General features: G+C 59.0%; 11 protein-coding genes, 2 rRNA genes and 1 pseudogene. 9 read left to right on the forward strand and 5 right to left on the reverse strand.

Translation table 11 applies throughout. The features are described from left to right. Nucleotides 1-96 precede the first annotated feature (96 nt). From rrf (JWR98_RS04050) to JWR98_RS04060, 3 genes are all read left to right on the forward strand, one after another. Nucleotides 97-212 (forward strand): 5S ribosomal RNA (gene rrf / locus JWR98_RS04050). Nucleotides 213-320: 108 nt separating this feature from the next. Beyond that, a 5S ribosomal RNA gene (gene rrf / locus JWR98_RS04055) occupies nucleotides 321-436 on the forward strand. 289 nt (nucleotides 437-725) lie between these two features. Beyond that, complete coding sequence (locus JWR98_RS04060) at nucleotides 726-2,606, forward strand: methyl-accepting chemotaxis protein (protein WP_003170845.1); 1,881 nt, start codon at nucleotides 726-728, stop codon at nucleotides 2,604-2,606. 23 nt (nucleotides 2,607-2,629) lie between these two features. Here the strand turns inward: JWR98_RS04060 and JWR98_RS04065 are convergent, their stop codons facing one another. From JWR98_RS04065 to JWR98_RS04085, 5 genes are all read right to left on the reverse strand, one after another. Next, the gene (locus JWR98_RS04065; RefSeq protein WP_205489354.1) at nucleotides 2,630-3,094 is read right to left on the reverse strand and encodes an SRPBCC family protein; all 465 of its coding nucleotides are present in this window, start codon (nucleotides 3,092-3,094) and stop codon (nucleotides 2,630-2,632) included. A gap of 19 nt (nucleotides 3,095-3,113) precedes the next feature. Further along, nucleotides 3,114-6,494 carry an amino acid adenylation domain-containing protein gene (locus JWR98_RS04070; RefSeq protein ID WP_205489355.1) on the reverse strand — a complete coding sequence of 1,127 codons (3,381 nt, stop codon included), beginning with the start codon at nucleotides 6,492-6,494 and terminating at the stop codon, nucleotides 3,114-3,116. Beyond that, nucleotides 6,491-7,429 carry a diiron oxygenase gene (locus JWR98_RS04075; RefSeq protein WP_078730986.1) on the reverse strand — a complete coding sequence of 313 codons (939 nt, stop codon included), beginning with the start codon at nucleotides 7,427-7,429 and terminating at the stop codon, nucleotides 6,491-6,493. The genes JWR98_RS04070 and JWR98_RS04075 overlap by 4 nt, the downstream gene beginning before the upstream one ends. Then, nucleotides 7,426-8,184, reverse strand: a complete 759-nt coding sequence (locus JWR98_RS04080; RefSeq protein WP_078743598.1) for a DUF3050 domain-containing protein — start codon at nucleotides 8,182-8,184, stop codon at nucleotides 7,426-7,428. The genes JWR98_RS04075 and JWR98_RS04080 overlap by 4 nt, the downstream gene beginning before the upstream one ends. A gap of 324 nt (nucleotides 8,185-8,508) precedes the next feature. Next, nucleotides 8,509-9,219 (reverse strand): GntR family transcriptional regulator, encoded by a 711-nt coding sequence (locus tag JWR98_RS04085; protein ID WP_078730987.1) that lies wholly within the window; start codon nucleotides 9,217-9,219, stop codon nucleotides 8,509-8,511. Between the two features lie 268 nt (nucleotides 9,220-9,487). Here JWR98_RS04085 and JWR98_RS04090 point away from each other — a divergent pair, with 268 nt between their 5' ends. The 6 genes and pseudogenes from JWR98_RS04090 (at nucleotide 9,488) to JWR98_RS04115 (ending at nucleotide 15,794) form a co-directional block, all read left to right on the forward strand. Further along, entirely contained in the window at nucleotides 9,488-10,381 is an 894-nt protein-coding gene (locus tag JWR98_RS04090) for a TauD/TfdA dioxygenase family protein (protein WP_205489356.1), read from the forward strand. 14 nt (nucleotides 10,382-10,395) lie between these two features. Beyond that, nucleotides 10,396-11,421 carry an ABC transporter substrate-binding protein gene (locus JWR98_RS04095; protein WP_205489357.1) on the forward strand — a complete coding sequence of 342 codons (1,026 nt, stop codon included), beginning with the start codon at nucleotides 10,396-10,398 and terminating at the stop codon, nucleotides 11,419-11,421. A gap of 1 nt (nucleotide 11,422) precedes the next feature. After that, nucleotides 11,423-12,274, forward strand: a complete 852-nt coding sequence (locus JWR98_RS04100) for an ABC transporter ATP-binding protein (protein WP_078730989.1) — start codon at nucleotides 11,423-11,425, stop codon at nucleotides 12,272-12,274. Nucleotides 12,275-12,285: 11 nt separating this feature from the next. Beyond that, nucleotides 12,286-13,134 (forward strand): ABC transporter permease, encoded by an 849-nt coding sequence (locus tag JWR98_RS04105; protein WP_078730990.1) that lies wholly within the window; start codon nucleotides 12,286-12,288, stop codon nucleotides 13,132-13,134. Between the two features lie 54 nt (nucleotides 13,135-13,188). After that, nucleotides 13,189-14,114, forward strand: a pseudogene (locus tag JWR98_RS04110) (LysR family transcriptional regulator). 144 nt (nucleotides 14,115-14,258) lie between these two features. Next, nucleotides 14,259-15,794 (forward strand): MFS transporter, encoded by a 1,536-nt coding sequence (locus JWR98_RS04115; RefSeq protein WP_078730992.1) that lies wholly within the window; start codon nucleotides 14,259-14,261, stop codon nucleotides 15,792-15,794. Nucleotides 15,795-15,798 lie beyond the last annotated feature (4 nt).

Below are 15,798 nucleotides of genomic sequence, written 5' to 3' on the forward strand. Positions count from 1 at the left end.
TGAACCGAAAGTTCGACGCTTACAAAACACCGACAGCTGTCACATACCCAATTTGCTGAAGCGAGGCCAACAGGTCACGACTCAGTACCCGAATTTCTTGACGACCATAGAGCATTGGAACCACCTGATCCCATCCCGAACTCAGCAGTGAAACGATGCATCGCCGATGGTAGTGTGGGGTTTCCCCATGTGAGAGTAGGTCATCGTCAAGATTAAATTCCAAAACCCCTGTTTGCTCAAGCAAACAGGGGTTTTGTTTTTGTAGAAGTCCTAGATTTTAACCGGCACGTTGCGATGCAACGGTCTGGTAAACAGAATTTCTTGACGACCATAGAGCATTGGAACCACCTGATCCCATCCCGAACTCAGCAGTGAAACGATGCATCGCCGATGGTAGTGTGGGGTTTCCCCATGTGAGAGTAGGTCATCGTCAAGATTAAATTCCGAAACCCCTGTCTGCTGACGCAGACAGGGGTTTTGTCGTTTTGAGGGGGTGATCCGTACTCGTCTGATCTCCCGACTTAGCGCTGCGAAGCTCTACCGCCTGTCTATTTCTTACATGGAAAAGAGATTTTTCCCGATATCACCTAAGTTTTACCTTTACGTGGCCGAAAGCCTGATGAGCCATGCGTGCACCGAAATAGAGCAGCTCCTAAGCCGTCTATATTGAACAAGGAATGTTCCTCTCGGCACGCTCCCCCCATTTGGCAAAAGAAGTCGATGAAATGAATCTCAAATTCAGCCATAAAATTCTGTTGGCCGCGTCAGGCGTTGTGGTTCTAGCCTTCGCGTTATTCACGCTTTACAACGATTACCTACAGCGCAGTACGATCAAGCAGAACCTGGAGTCGTCCATTCAGCAATCCGGTGAGCTCACCGCCAGTAGTGTGCAGAACTGGCTCAGTGGCCGAATACTGGTCCTTGAAAGTCTTACGCAGAATTTTGCTCACCAAGGCAATGCTGCGGACCTTCCAGGTTTGGTCGATCAGTCGGCGTTCACCTCGAACTTCCAGTTCACCTATGTTGGTCAAACCAACGGTGTATTCACCCAGCGCCCGGACGCAAAAATGCCTGATGGCTATGACCCTCGTCAGCGTCCCTGGTACAAGCAAGCCGTGGCTGCCGATAAACCCATGCTCACGCCACCCTATATGGCTGCTGTGGGTGGGCAGATCGTCACCATCGCCATGCCAGTGAAAAAGAATGGCGAGCTGCTGGGTGTCGTTGGCGGTGACCTGAGCTTGCAAACCCTGGTGAAGATCATCAACTCCGTGGACTTCGGTGGCATCGGCCATGCGTTCCTGGTCAGCGGCGATGGCCAAGTCATCGTCAGCCCTGATCAGGATCAGGTGATGAAAAACCTTAAGGACATCTACCCAGGCACCAGCGTGCGGATAGAGAAGGTTAACCAGGACGTCGTTCTCAATGGCCAGGATCGTATTCTGTCATTCACGCCTATCAGCGGTTTGCCGGGGGCAGATTGGTACATCGGCCTGTCGATCGATAAACAAAAAGCCTACGCCCCTTTGGGTAAGTTCCGGACTTCTGCGTTGATCGCCATGGTGATAGCCGTGGTCGCAATTGCTGTGCTCTTGAGCCTGCTGATCCAAGTGCTGTTACGGCCTCTGAATACCATGGGCGTCGCCATGCAGGATATCGCGCAGGGCGAGGGCGACCTGACTCGCCGTCTGGCCGTCACCAGCAAGGACGAGTTCGGCGAAGTGGCAAGCGCGTTCAATGAGTTTGTGGAGCGCATTCACGCCTCGATTTCTGAGGTGTCTTCGGCAACGCGCCAGGTTCACGATCTGTCCCAACGCGTGATGGCTTCTTCCAACGCATCGATCATCGGCTCGGATGAGCAGAGCGCCCGCACCAACAGCGTCGCTGCAGCGATCAACGAGCTGGGCGCAGCCACCCAGGAAATCGCACGTAACGCCGCCGACGCTTCACAGCATGCCAGTGGCGCCAGCGAGCAGGCCGACGATGGACGCAAAGTGGTTGAGCAAACCATTCTGGCAATGTCTGAGCTTTCACAAAAGATCAGTTTGTCCTGCACCCAGATCGAAACTCTGAACGCCAGCACCGACAACATTGGCCACATTCTTGACGTGATCAAGGGCATCTCCCAGCAAACCAATTTGCTCGCGCTCAACGCAGCGATTGAAGCAGCCCGTGCAGGGGAGGCCGGGCGTGGGTTTGCCGTCGTTGCAGACGAGGTGCGCAACCTGGCTCATCGCACCCAAGAGTCGGCCGAAGAAATTCACAAGATGATCACCTCGCTGCAAGTGGGCTCGCGCGAAGCGGTGACCACCATGAATGCCAGTCAAACATCCAGCGAGGAAAGCGTTCAGGTGGCCAACCAGGCCGGTGAGCGCCTTATCAGCGTGACGCAGCGGATCGTTGAAATCGATGGAATGAACCAGTCGGTCGCCGCAGCTACCGAAGAGCAGACTGCGGTGGTGGAAACACTCAACGTCGATATCAACCAGATCAACCTGTTGAACCAGCAGGGTGTGACCAATCTCAACGAAACCCTGAAGGACTGCGATGCCCTGTCGCAGCAGGCCAATCGGTTGAAGCAACTGGTCGACAGTTTCAAAATCTGATCCGCTGATGACGGAGTAGGATCCTATGGCTTGGCCAGCAAGCGTCGTACATTCTCCAGGGCGCTGTTGGCGAAGTCTTGCACAAACTGCTCAAACCCCTCCTGTGCGGCGTCCATGGGCTCGGCAATGATGGTCCAGGTGACTCTGGAGCATTGTGCTCCAAGTGCTTGAACACTGATCGCTGCCCACAATCGCGCCACGCCGAGGGTGTTGTAGATCGTGGTCCAGGTCATGTGCATGGCCTGCTCATCGCGACTATTGAGTTGCTCGACGACACAGTTGCCATCGCGAAAAATTTTTTTGCGCAAAGCGCCCACACCCGTGCCGATCATTTCAATGTGCATAAGCGCAGGAATGAAGGCATCAAAGCCCGCAAACTGACCCACTACACTCCACAGCCGACGGGCATGGCAATCAACCAAGGCAGAGGCCACAATCGGCACGCTGCTCGGGTTGCGGATTAACGTATCGGGTTGCAGCGGTTTCATAAGAATGTCCTGAAGCGGTTCATAGAAAGCTGATGGCCTTGAGGTAGTTGCAGCCTTTGCTGAGTAGCTCTGTGTCTTTTTCGGGATACTGCTCTCCCATTTTCTGAACACCGCGTCGTGCGTTGCCATGAAGAATCATTGACGTGTCTCCTATGTCGTCATCCAAGTGATCCAGGTAAAAGCCCAGTACACCGAATAGAGCATTGTCCTGACCCACGGCGCCCAGAGCCCGCTGCCACTGCTTGATGTCCACCCGCTCGAACGGGTAGCCGGCCCCGCTGAAGGCGTCCAGGTAATGTTCCCAGCTCAACGGTTGAGGGTTGTGCAAGTTGAAGACGTTTTCATGGGGTTGGAAGCTGGCGCAGTGGAAGGCAATGAAGCGACTCAGGAAGTCCACTGGCATCAAGTCGAAGTTCAACTCCAGGCGAGGCAGCACACCCAATTGCAGAGACCCCTTGAGCATCAGCATCAGGCGGTTTTTATGCGGCCGGCAGACACCGTTACGGCTGTTGAAACTGATATTTCCCGGCCGGAGGATATTCACCCAGGCGCCTTGTTCGACGGCACGACCCAGCAACCGCTCCGCCACCCACTTGGACAGGTTGTAGCCATTCCTCACATACAGGGGCAGCGTCGCGGCGGCGGGTTCCTCAAGAACATGCCCCTGCGTGTCGATGCTGCTGGAAGCCGACAACGTCGAGACAAAGTTCAAGACTTTCTTGCTGTGGGTTTCGCACAAACGCAGGCACTCGAATATGGGATCGACGTTGTCCTTTGCCAGTGAGGCGTAGTCCATCACGTGGTTGACCTGTGCTGCGTTGTGCACCAGCACACCAAACTCCCTGGCGAGGGATTCATATGCCTCGGTCGTCAAGCCCAATCGCGGCAAGCTGACATCGGCCGCGAAGACCCGCACGCGGCTCAAGTCCAGATGTTCCAGACGGTATTCGCGCAATGCCTGGGTAAACCGGGCCATTGCAAGCGCCCCCGGCTGCTCGCGTACCAGGCAGGCCACTTCGATTGCACCGCCCGCCAATAGCGCTTCGACAATATGCACGCCGACGAAACTGTTGGCCCCCGTCACGATGATTTTTCGCGGGTCCCCCACGCGGTCCTCGTCCAGCGCGCTGATCGTCCACTCCCGCTGGGTATCCTCAAGCGCCTGGGCGGAGGAGGTGTCCGGTAGCTCACCATCCTCAAGCAACGTAGCGAGGGCACGGATCGTCGGCACTTCGATGAAATGGCTCAATGCGAAACTACGGCCAAACTGCTCGCGCACACGCAGCAGCAAGGTCGACAGCAAAATCGAATGGCCGCCGAGATCGAAGAAGCTGCCATCGATGGATAACGCACCTGAGGGCAACTCCAGCAGTTCGCGCCACAACTGAGTCAATTGCGCTTGAAGCTCAGTGTTTGCATCGTCGTGGACAGGTAGGTCGGAACGAGGCGGCAGCGCCATGGCCAATAGTGCCTGGCGGTCGACTTTGCCGTTGATGGTGCGTGGCATGCCTTGCAACTCGACCCAGGAGGCAGGTTGCATGTACTCCGGTAGCCACTGCCGTGCGTGTTGCTTGAGGGCTGGCATACTGGCGCCTGGCTCGGGTTGGGCGGCAAAACCGTGGATCCTGTCATCGCGATCGATGATCACTGCCACTTGTCGATACAGCCGACTGTCGCGCAAGCACTGCTCGATCTCCCGGGGCTCGACCCTAAAGCCGCGGATCTTCACCTGATGATCGCGCCGCCCGCCCAGCAGGATGCCTGTAGGTGTCCACTGAGCCAGGTCGCCGCTGCGGTAGGCGCGAAGAACCTGGCCGCTGGGTATCGACAGCTCGACAAACGCACTATCAGCCTGCTCAGGCGCATTCACGTACCCCAGGCTCACCCCTGGACCGACGATGTAAACCTCGCCCTGCACCTGTTCATCCACCGGTTGCAGGTTGTCGTCGAGGATCAGCACCTGGCTGTTGGCGATGGGCACGCCAATGTTTCGGTTGCTGTCTGCCGGTTGCAACCTGCGGTGAGTCACCAGCACCGTGGTTTCGGTGGGGCCATAGAGGTTATGGAGCTGGCACTGCCCGGCCAATCGCTCGATGGCAAGGGGTTCGCAGACATCGCCACCCGTGAGCAGGTGAGTGACGCCAAGCGGTTGATCCAGCGGCAGGATATTGAGCAGTGCGGGCGGCAGGAAAGCATGAGTGATGTATTGCCGGCGCAGTAGCGCCACCAGTTGATGAGGGTCGCGTCGTTGCTCCTCGCCGGGGACGATCAACTGCGCACCGGCGATCAGCGCCGGGAAGATATCAATCAATGACGAGTCGAAACTCAACGGTGAAAATTGCAGAACGCGACTGTGCTCGTCCAGCGCCATACAGACGCCGAACCATGCCGTGAAATGCGCCAGGTTGGCTTGGCTGAGCAGTGCACCCTTGGGGCGGCCCGTGGTGCCTGATGTATAGAGCACCATGCACGGCGCATCGGGGTCGGGCCGATGCTGCGTCAGATCGGATAAGCTGTCGGCGTTTCGTGGCCTGATAGCACTGACATCCAGCGCAATGAAACGCTCGCGCAGTGAGTGCTGACCGGCATCCAGCAATACGCCGGCCCTCGCATCTTCGAGCATGGCCTGATGGCGTTGAGGTGGCTGTTCGGGTTCCAGCGGCAGGTACACCGCGCCACTGCCCAGTACCGCAAGGATACTGGCATACAGCTCGATAGACTTTCCCAGGCACACGCCGACTACGGCTGGGGTTTCGAGCCCCTCCAGCGCTGGCCGCAATTGCTGTTGAATCGCCATTGCGCGGCTGTGCAGTTGCCGGTAGGTCCATGCCTTGCCGGCAATGTTCAACGCCGTTCGTTCGGAAAAGGCCTGAAGGCTCGCCTGTAAACGCTCGATCATTGGCACTTGGGCTTGTCGGCTTAGTCCTGGGTCAAAGGTACGGTTGAATCGATGTAAAAACGCAAGCGCCTCCAACCCTTGCAGGCTCTGTTCGGGCCAGTCGGTGGCGATGGTTGTCATGGCGAAATATTCGAGGTCTCGTGAAAAACAACTGACCTGCGTCGCGACCCAATCCACCAGCGCGCTCGTCACCCGTTGACGCATTCGTTGACCATTACCGCTGGGCTCTGCGGCGACGTCCAGTACGGCCAATACAGCTCGGTCACGGTCATAGAGGCGCAGCTGCAATGCGGGCAGCCCATACTCAGTGATGGGCCCCACGCCCAGGCGCAGGCTGATGCACATCGTTTTGCCCACATGGACCGGAAGAGGTTGGCTGCCATCATCAATCCACAGGTCGATGGTCTCATTACCCGAGACGTGCCCGTACTGTTCCAGCACCGGCCTGATCGCGTCCAGGGCTTTGCTGGAACCGTTCCAGCCGATCGTCAGGCGCTTCATGCCCGCACCGGCAGGAAGTTGTTCAGCGCTTGCGCCACGCTCGGCGTTTGCAGCAAACCGCTGTGTTGCAGGAAAGCCATGATATTGCCCATCAACGGATGCTGACGGGTGATGGGGAACGCGAGCGCCCTGATTTCATCGCCCAATGCGCTGCGTACGCGGGTGCTGACGCCCAGGTGCTCGATCAGTTCTAGATCGAAGTTCTTTTGCAGGTCGTTGGTCAGGTAATGCGCCAGGAACGTTGGCAGTACCTGAGCGATGCTGTCACGGTCATTCGGGCTCGCGGCCTGCCAATAAAGGCGCACCAACCGAGTCCAGAATTGTGCGTGACGGCCCTCATCGAACAGGTGGTCGGCCATCAAGCCACGTATGGAGGCTTTGACGCTGCTGTCCTTGGAAAACGCGGCTACATCCTGGGTGACTGTGTTTTCGGCGATTGCCACTCCGATCAGTTCCACGGCATCGCGCAGATGGGCTGGCGCCTCTGCCTGTGCCGCCGGGAGTGCGCGGCTCAGTTCGATTTGCTCAGGCAACTGGAGCGGCCGTATGCCCGTCATGGCGACGGTTTGTTGCAGCAGGTCCAGTGCGACCAAGGCGTGGTAATCCTCGTCCACCACGACCGTCATTGCATCAATGCGACAGGCGAGGGGGAAGGGCAGCGAGAAGCGATTCTTGGCAATGCGGCGTGCGGTCCTGTCGACGATCTCGGTTTCGAAGATCACTACGTCGTTGATGAATTTGTAGAAGCTCTGCAACAGCACGAAGTCGCGCCACTGTGGGCAATGCTCCAGAAAGGTCGCGCTGAGTACCAGGGGTTGGCGACACAGCGGGTAGATCAGGTTGTCATCGTTTTCCAGCACACGGCGAGGGCGTGTGCGGATGGTTGCCCTGCGCTCCCAGTCATCGATAATCGAAGGGTAGTCGGCGATGCTCATGGACGTACCTCCCGCAGCGACGCCCGCACCTCGTCCCAAAAACGGATACGGCTTTCCACGGCGGCAAGGGCTGCGTCGTCTGCTTGTGATGGGTAGGTCGGGTCTGCGCCGACCAGGCGTTCAAGCAGCAACCGGGCTGCCGGCGCGTGATTCTGAGCGTCCAGTTCGATATGGCGTCTTAGATACCTGCACAAGGTTGGCGCCTGGTGATGAACAAACCCGTCGCTGTGCAGGATGCGCTCGAACAGAATCGGTATCACGGACTCGCGACTGTGAAAGAACGCGGCCGCCACGCAATGAGTGGGGGCGTGCCGGGCGATGTGCAACGTATCCGTCACGAGACGGCTCACCCCGGCAGGCACATCGAGCCTGTGCAAGGCCGAGCTTGCTTCCAGGCCGTTGCGCTGCAGCGCAATGAAGCGGTTGATCACCACGGTGCTGGCGCCGACTTCGGCCATGGCTTCCAGGTACAACTCGAAGTGGCTGCAATGGCCTTGCCGGGGATGCTCGTCCGACTCTTCGCCCAACACGATTTCATTGATCAGACGTGCGGCCTGCGGGTCGGCAGGGGGCAGCCAGGGCAAATGGGTGCAGGTCAGATCCTGTTGCAGGCGTTTGACGAGGGTCATGAAATCCCAAACAGAGAACACGTGGGTTTCCATGAAAAGTTGTAACTTTCGATGCGATGTTATTTCTTGGAACAGCGGGTGGCTACACAGTTGAATTTTCTTTTGTTCAAGTAACGGTGGGTACATGGTTGATGCCTATAAGTTGTTGCGGCCGCAGAATGAATCCACGGTTGATTATTGTGTTCGGCAAAAAAGGGAACCGGTATCAGCCTGGCGACAGAGCGCGAGACTATGCGCAGACGCGAAATTGGCCTGCCTGGCTTAGTGATGGAAGATGATAAGCGGGTTAAACGATTTAGCGAGGGTATGAATGTACTAGAAGTTTTTCCAAATAATATTGGAGGTCAGAAAGTTGCTTATTAAAAGTGGGAGGTTTCTTAGGTGCGGAACACTGTCCTACAAGTAAAGTGTTCCGCGGCAGTTAGGATTGGCGGCGGGGGAGTAAGGAACTTATTGCAAGTCCTTCTTTCCGGCGACATCCAAGCCATTAAGGTAGGTGGTGATCACTTCCATCCCGCGCATCAAGTGATTGCGCAATGTCAGAATGCTTTCACCGACTTTCTTTTGCGCTACCAAATTCAGCAGTTCACGGTGGTCTTCCTGGGATGTCTCGCCCAATCCCATCGCCTCAAGGTTAAATCGCAGGAAACGTTCTTCCTCATTCAACCCGTGCTCCACTAATTTAAGCAACCGCTGGTTGGGCGCCTTGCCATACAGGGCCATGTGAAACAGGCGATTGAGACGGCCAATCTCGGTGTAGTCTTTTTCTTGTTCCAGGGCGCAGATCAGCGCGTCCGCCTCAGCGATGTCGGCGTCGGTCAGCAAGGGAATCGACAAGCGCAGCGCTTCGGACTCCAGCAACATCCGCAGCTCATAAGTCTCTGCCGAATTGTCTTCGATCAACGGTGCAACCACAGCGCCCTTGTGGGTGACCACGTGCAACAGTGACTGGGCCTCAAGCTGGCGCAGGGCTTCACGTACCGGCATGCGGCTGACCCCGAACAGGCTGGCCAGTTCCTGCTGGCGCATGGCGGTGCCGCAGGGCAAGCGGCCATCGAGGATGGCATTGCGCAGGGTTTCTTCAATCACGGAACGCGCCAGGTGAGCGGGAATGGGCCCGCTGACCTTGATGCTGTTCAAAGGGGTCGGCTTCTGCGTCACGGTTACGCTATCCTTCCTTATTGGAATGGTGGTGGCTAATTGGATCCAATGCACACTAGAGACTGACCATAAGCTTGTCAAACAGGCACGGTTTCGGCTTGTAAGCGTTTCAACACGCCGCTCTGACGGCCCACGCACTGGTTTTCGGTGGTCTGACAGCACCGCTGTCATCTTGCAACATTTGTGTCTATCGATATTCGCTATCGGTATTTAAAATGAAATTCTTATACCTATAAAGTCACTCTCCTGTCCGACCGGGAGTGAACTCATGTCCGCCGCCTCTACTGTTCCAACAGCGATCCTAACCGCCCAAGCCTTCGAGGTTCGTCCGTTGCCCGGCAGCGTGGGGGCCGAAATCATCGGCCTGGACCTGTCCCGACCAGTCAACGACCAGGATTTCGAGCGCATTCATCGCGCGCACCTGGATCACCACGTGGTGGTTTTTCGCGACCAACGTATCACCCCCGAACAGCAGATCGCCTTCAGCCGCCGTTTTGGTGTGTTGCAGATTCATGTGCTTAAACAGTTCCTGCTGGCCAACCACCCGGAAATCCTGATCGTCTCCAACATCCTTGAAAACGGCCAATCCATCGGCCTGGGTGATGCGGGTAAGTTCTGGCACTCGGACCTGTCCTATAAAGAACTGCCGAGCCTGGGTTCGATGCTCCACGCTCAGGAACTGCCATCCGAGGGCGGCGATACCCTGTTCGCCGATATGCACAAAGCCTGGGACCAACTGCCCGAGCACCTGCGCAAAGCCGTTGAAGGCCGCAGCGCCGCGCACTCTTATACCGTGCGCTATAGCGAGACCAAATTCGAAGGCAACTGGCGCCCGACGTTGACGCCAGAGCAGCTTGCCCAAGTCGCAGAAGTGGTTCACCCGATCGTGCGCACCCACCCGGAAAACGGCCGCAAGGCGCTATTTGTCAGCGAGGGTTTCACCACCCGCATCGTCGGCCTGCCGGAGGACGAAAGCCGCGACCTGCTGGCCCAGCTCTACGCCCACAGCGTGCTGCCGCACAACATCTACCGCCACCAATGGCAGCCCCACGACCTGGTTTTCTGGGACAACCGCTCGCTGATTCACCTGGCCGCCGGTTGCCCGAGCCACCTGCGTCGCAAACTGTTTCGCACCACCATCCAGGGCGATGCGCCTTTCTGATCCGGAGCAAGACCATGTCCAGAAACATTCCTTTTGCGCGATTGGCCGCCACGCTCGGACTCGGTATCAGCCTGCTGGCCGGCAGCCTGATCGCGCCAGCGGCGGCACAGGCCGAAGGCGAGATCCGCATCGCCGAACAATTCGGCATCGTCTACCTGTTGCTCAACGTGGTGCGCGATCAGCATTTGATCGAAAAGTACGGTAAACAGGAAGGCATCGACATCAAGGTCGACTGGACCCAACTCTCGGGCGGCGCGGCGGTCAACGATGCGTTGCTCTCCGGCTCCATCGATATCGCCGGGGCCGGCGTCGGCCCGTTGCTGACCATCTGGGATCGCACCCACGGCAAGCAGAACGTCAAGGCCGTGGCGTCCCTGGGCAACTTCCCCTACTACCTGGTCAGCAACAACCCGAAGGTCAAGACCATCGCTGATTTCACCGACAAGGACCGCATCGCCGTCCCGGCAGTGGGTGTTTCCGTGCAGTCGCGTTTCCTGCAATACGCCGCCGCCAAGCAGTGGGGCGACAAGGAATTCAATCGTCTCGACAAGTACACCATTGCGGTCCCGCACCCTGACGCCACGGCTGCCTTGATCGCCGGCGGCACCGAGTTGACCGGGCACTTTTCCAACCCGCCCTTCCAGGACCAGGCCCTGACGAACCCTAATGTGCACGTGGTATTGAACACCTACGACCTGCTCGGGCCGAACTCGCCAACCGTGCTGTTCGCCACTGAAAAATTTCGCAACGACAACCCGAAGACCTATAAGGCGTTCATCGAGGCACTGAGCGAAGCCGCGCAGTTCGCCCAGAACGACAAAGGCGCCGCCGCCGACACTTATATTCGTGTGACCAAGGCCAAGATCGACCACGCCGAGTTGCTCAAAATCATCGACAACCCGCAGTTCGAATTCAGCGTCACCCCGAAGAACACCTACCCGCTGGCGGAATTCCTCTACCGCGTCGGCGCCATCAAAAACAAGCCTGAGTCATGGAAGGACTACTTCTTCCAGGATGCCAAGCCCCTGCAAGGAAGTTGAGATGAACGCGCCCTTGCAAGGCCACACGGCCAGCAACCTGCACACCGCCGAGCCGCTGCTGGCGGTGGATAACGTCAGCCTTGAATACCGCACCCCCGAGCGCGTGGTGCGGGCCACCCATCAGGTCAGTTTCGAAATCGACCCGGCCGACCGCTACGTGTTGCTTGGCCCTTCGGGCTGCGGCAAATCCACCTTGCTCAAGTCCATCGCCGGGTTTATCAAACCCTGCGAAGGCGAGATCCGCCTGTTGGGCCAGAAGGTCGAGCAACCGGGCCCGGACCGCATCGTGGTGTTCCAGGAATTCGACCAGTTGCCACCGTGGAAAACCGTCAAGCAGAACGTAATGTTTCCGCTGCTGGCATCCAAGACCCTCAAGCGTCGCGAAGCTGAAGCGCGCGCTCTGCACTACCTCGATAAAGTGGGCCTCAGCGCCTTTGCCGATGCGTACCCGCATACGCTCTCCGGCGGTATGAAAGCCCGTGTCGCCATCGCCCGTGCCCTGGCCATGCAGCCGAAAATCCTGCTGATGGACGAACCCTTCGCCGCCCTCGATGCCCTGACCCGGCGCAAGATGCAGGAAGAGTTGCTGCTGCTCTGGGAAGAGGTGCGCTTCACCCTGCTGTTCGTCACTCACTCCATCGAAGAAGCGCTGGTGGTGGGCAATCGCATTCTGTTGCTGTCGCCGCACCCTGGGCGGGTGCGCGCGGAAATCCACAGCCATCAATACGACCTGCACAGCCTTGGCGGTGTGGACTTCCAGGCGTCGGCGCGGCGGATTCATCGCTTGTTGTTCGATGAAACCACGGCTGCGGAACCCGAGTTGGGTTTTGCCGATATCCGCATCGCTTACTAAGGGGGCAACCCATGCGCCAGGAATACGAAATCACCCTCGAGCCGTTGCTCAGCGTCCCGGTGGAACGCGAACTGCCGCTGCGCCAACGCTTGTGGCAACAAGGCTGGCTGCGCAAGGGCCTGATCCTGATCGTGCTGGCGATCCTCTGGGAGGCCGTCGCGCGCTACCAGGACAACGACCTCCTTCTGCCGAGTTTTCTGCAGACCTTCAACGCGCTGTACGAGGGCCTGCTCAGCGGCGAGTTGCTGAGCAAGGTGAGCCTCTCGCTGGTGGTGTTGATCAAGGGTTACCTGATCGGCATTGTGCTGGCGTTCGCCCTGACCACCTTGGCCGTGTCGACCCAATTGGGCCGTGACCTGCTGAGTACCCTGACCTCGATGTTCAACCCGCTGCCGGCCATCGCATTGCTGCCGCTGGCGCTGCTGTGGTTCGGCCTGGGCCAGAACAGCCTGATTTTCGTGCTGGTGCATTCGGTGCTGTGGGCACTGGCGCTTAACACTTACTCGGGGTTCCTCGGCGTGTCCGAAACCCTGCGCATGGCCGGTCGCAATTACGGTCTCAAGGGCATGCGCTTTGTGCTGTTTATCCTGATCCCGGCGGCGCTGCCTTCGATCCTCGCGGGCCTCAAGATCGGCTGGGCGTTTGCCTGGCGCACGCTGATCGCCGCCGAGCTGGTGTTCGGCGCCACCAGTGGCAAAGGCGGTTTGGGCTGGTACATCTTCCAGAACCGCAACGAGCTGTACACCGACAAGGTATTTGCCGGGCTGGCGGTGGTGATCCTGATCGGTCTGCTCGTGGAAAACCTGGTGTTTGACACTTTCGAGCGGCTCACCGTGAAGCGCTGGGGCATGCAACGCTGATACACCTGCTACGATTGCATCCCGCTCACTCCCCCACAATCACGAGTGCTTGGCATGCAACTACCGGACATGAACCTGCTGGTCGCCCTCGACGCCTTGCTCGACGAGGGCAGTGTGGTGGGCGCCGCGCGACGGATGAACCTCAGCCCGGCGGCCATGAGCCGCACCCTTACGCGTATTCGTGAAGCGGTGGGCGACCCGATCCTGGTGCGGGCTGGTCGGGGGCTGGTACCCACGCCCAAGGCCCTGGAGTTGCAAGGCCAGGTGCGCAACGTGGTGGAGCAGGCCGCCTTGCTGTTTCGTTCGGCCGATCAAGTAGACCTGAGCACCCTGCGCCGCCGCTTCAGCGTGCGCGCCAACGACTTTTTTATCGGCGTGTATGGCGGCCGCCTGTTCGACACCATGGAGCGCATGGCCCCGCTGTGCGAGCTGTGCTTCGTGCCCGAAGGCGACACCGATGACGAAGCGCTGCGTGAGGGACGGCTGGATTTACGTGTGAGCAACACCCAGCCGGCGAGCCCGGAGGTCAAGGTGCAGACCCTGTTCTCCACCACGTTTGTCGGCCTGGCGCGGCAGGACCACCCCTTGTTCGACGAAGAAATCACCGCCGCCCGTTTCGCCAGCTATTCCCATATCAGCATCTCGCGGCGCGGCATCGCCCGTGGGCCGATCGACACCGCGCTGAACGCCCTGGGCCTGGAACGCCGCGTGGCGATGATCGCCCCGGGTTTCCACGGAGCAATGTTCATGCTGCCCGACTCCGATCTGATCCTGCCGGTGCCCAAGGAGCGCTCTACAGCGCCAACCGCCTGAAGCTGCCCCTGCGTGCCTTTGCGCTGCCGATCCCGTTGCCGACCCTGGTACTCGCCCAATCCTGGCATCCACGTTTCGACAAAGACCCGGCCCACAAATGGCTGCGCGAGACGATGCGCGAAAGTTGCCACGCCACTTGGCTGGAAGCCCAACCGTCAAACGTTTGAATGCACACGGCCCCCTCCCGCAGGGCATTTGTTACGGATTCAGGATTGCGCTTGGCGCACTTATACCCTGCCAACATGTAACTTTTTGTCATGCTTGTGCCTGAATAAACTGCTCGGGTATTTCCAATCCCGAGTTACCTGTTCATGACTTCCCTCGCCGCCCCCATCCTTGCGGCCGCAGCCAAACCCGCCGCCATGACTGCGCCCGTGTTCGGCCCGCGCATCATTATCGGCCTGGTCGGTGTGTTGCTGGCGGTGCTGGTGTCTGGCCTCAACGAGATGGTCACCAAGGTGGCCCTCGCCGACATTCGTGGTGCGCTGTACATCGGTTTTGACGAAGGCACCTGGCTGGTCGCGGCCTATACCGCCACGTCTGTCGCTGCCATGGCGTTTGCGCCCTGGTGTGCGGTGACGTTTTCCCTGCGCCGCTTCACCCTGTGCGCTATTGGCCTGTTCACCGTGCTGGGCATCCTGTGCCCGTTCGCGCCGAACTACGAAAGCCTGTTGCTGCTGCGCACCGTGCAAGGCTTGGCAGGTGGCGCGTTGCCGCCGATGTTGATGACCGTAGCCCTGCGTTTCCTGCCGGCCAACGTCAAGCTTTACGGCCTGGCCGGCTACGCGCTGACCGCCACCTTCGGCCCGAGCCTGGGCACTCCATTGGCGGCGCTGTGGACCGAGTACGTCGGTTGGCAATGGGCGTTCTGGCAAATCGTGGCGCCGTGCCTGCTGGCGCTGGCCGCCGTGGCCTACGGCTTGCCGCAAGACCCGCTGCGCCTGGAGCGCTTCAAGCAGTTCAACTGGCGCGGCCTGCTGCTGGGTTTTCCGGCGATCTGCATGCTGGTGATCGGCATTCTGCAAGGCAATCGGCTGGACTGGTTCGAGTCCGGCCTGATCACCTTTTTACTCAGTGGCGGCAGCCTACTGTTGGTGCTGTTCATGCTCAATGAGTGGTCGCAGCCGATACCGTTCTTCAACTTGCAGATGCTCGGCCTGCGCAACCTGTCGTTTGCCTTGATCGTGCTGGCGGGCGTGCTGATGGTGCTGACCTCGGTGATCATCATCCCGTCGAGTTTTCTCGCCCAGGTCCAAGGTTATCGTCCTCTGCAAACCGCGCCGGTGATGTTGCTGATGGCGCTGCCGCAGTTGATCGCGCTGCCGCTGGTGGCAGCGCTGTGCAACCTGCGCTGGGTCGATTGCCGCTGGGTGCTGGGCATCGGCTTGAGCATGCTGGCGCTGTGCTGCGTCGGCAGTGCGCACCTGACCTCGGCGTGGATTCGCGACGACTTTTACGGCCTGTACCTGCTGCAAATCTTCGGGCAACCCATGGCCGTGTTGCCGCTGCTGATGCTCTCCACCGGCAGCATCCAACCCACCGATGGGCCGTTCGCCTCGGCCTGGTTCAACACCGTTAAAGGCCTGGCCGCCGTGGTCGCCACCGGCGTGCTGGATACGCTGACTACCCAGCGCCTGCATTTTCATTCGACCCAACTGGTGGACGGTCTGGGCAATTCGCCCCTGGCCAACGGCGACGCGCCGGGGCTGGCCCATCGGCTGCACGTGCAGGCCGTGGTGCTCACCTCTTCGGACCTCTATTACGTCATGGGCGGTGTCGCCGTGGCGCTGATCCTGCTGATTTTCTGGATGCCCACGCGGATCTTTCCGCCTCGCGCACCGACCTAGCTCC

It is taken from the genome of Pseudomonas lactucae (assembly GCF_016937615.1).
Taxonomy (GTDB): Bacteria; Pseudomonadota; Gammaproteobacteria; order Pseudomonadales; family Pseudomonadaceae; genus Aquipseudomonas; species Aquipseudomonas lactucae.

Bases quoted from the DNA above. Each gene is read 5' to 3' on its own strand.
- JWR98_RS04060 (WP_003170845.1), top strand. From the start codon at position 726: ATGAATCTCAAATTCAGCCATAAAATTCTGTTGGCCGCGTCAGGCGTT.
- JWR98_RS04065 (WP_205489354.1), bottom strand. From the start codon at position 3,094: ATGAAACCGCTGCAACCCGATACGTTAATCCGCAACCCGAGCAGCGTG.
- JWR98_RS04070 (WP_205489355.1), bottom strand. From the start codon at position 6,494: ATGAAGCGCCTGACGATCGGCTGGAACGGTTCCAGCAAAGCCCTGGAC.
- JWR98_RS04075 (WP_078730986.1), bottom strand. From the start codon at position 7,429: ATGAGCATCGCCGACTACCCTTCGATTATCGATGACTGGGAGCGCAGG.
- JWR98_RS04080 (WP_078743598.1), bottom strand. From the start codon at position 8,184: ATGTACCCACCGTTACTTGAACAAAAGAAAATTCAACTGTGTAGCCAC.
- JWR98_RS04090 (WP_205489356.1), top strand. From the start codon at position 9,488: ATGTCCGCCGCCTCTACTGTTCCAACAGCGATCCTAACCGCCCAAGCC.
- JWR98_RS04095 (WP_205489357.1), top strand. From the start codon at position 10,396: ATGTCCAGAAACATTCCTTTTGCGCGATTGGCCGCCACGCTCGGACTC.
- JWR98_RS04100 (WP_078730989.1), top strand. From the start codon at position 11,423: ATGAACGCGCCCTTGCAAGGCCACACGGCCAGCAACCTGCACACCGCC.
- JWR98_RS04105 (WP_078730990.1), top strand. From the start codon at position 12,286: ATGCGCCAGGAATACGAAATCACCCTCGAGCCGTTGCTCAGCGTCCCG.
- JWR98_RS04115 (WP_078730992.1), top strand. From the start codon at position 14,259: ATGACTTCCCTCGCCGCCCCCATCCTTGCGGCCGCAGCCAAACCCGCC.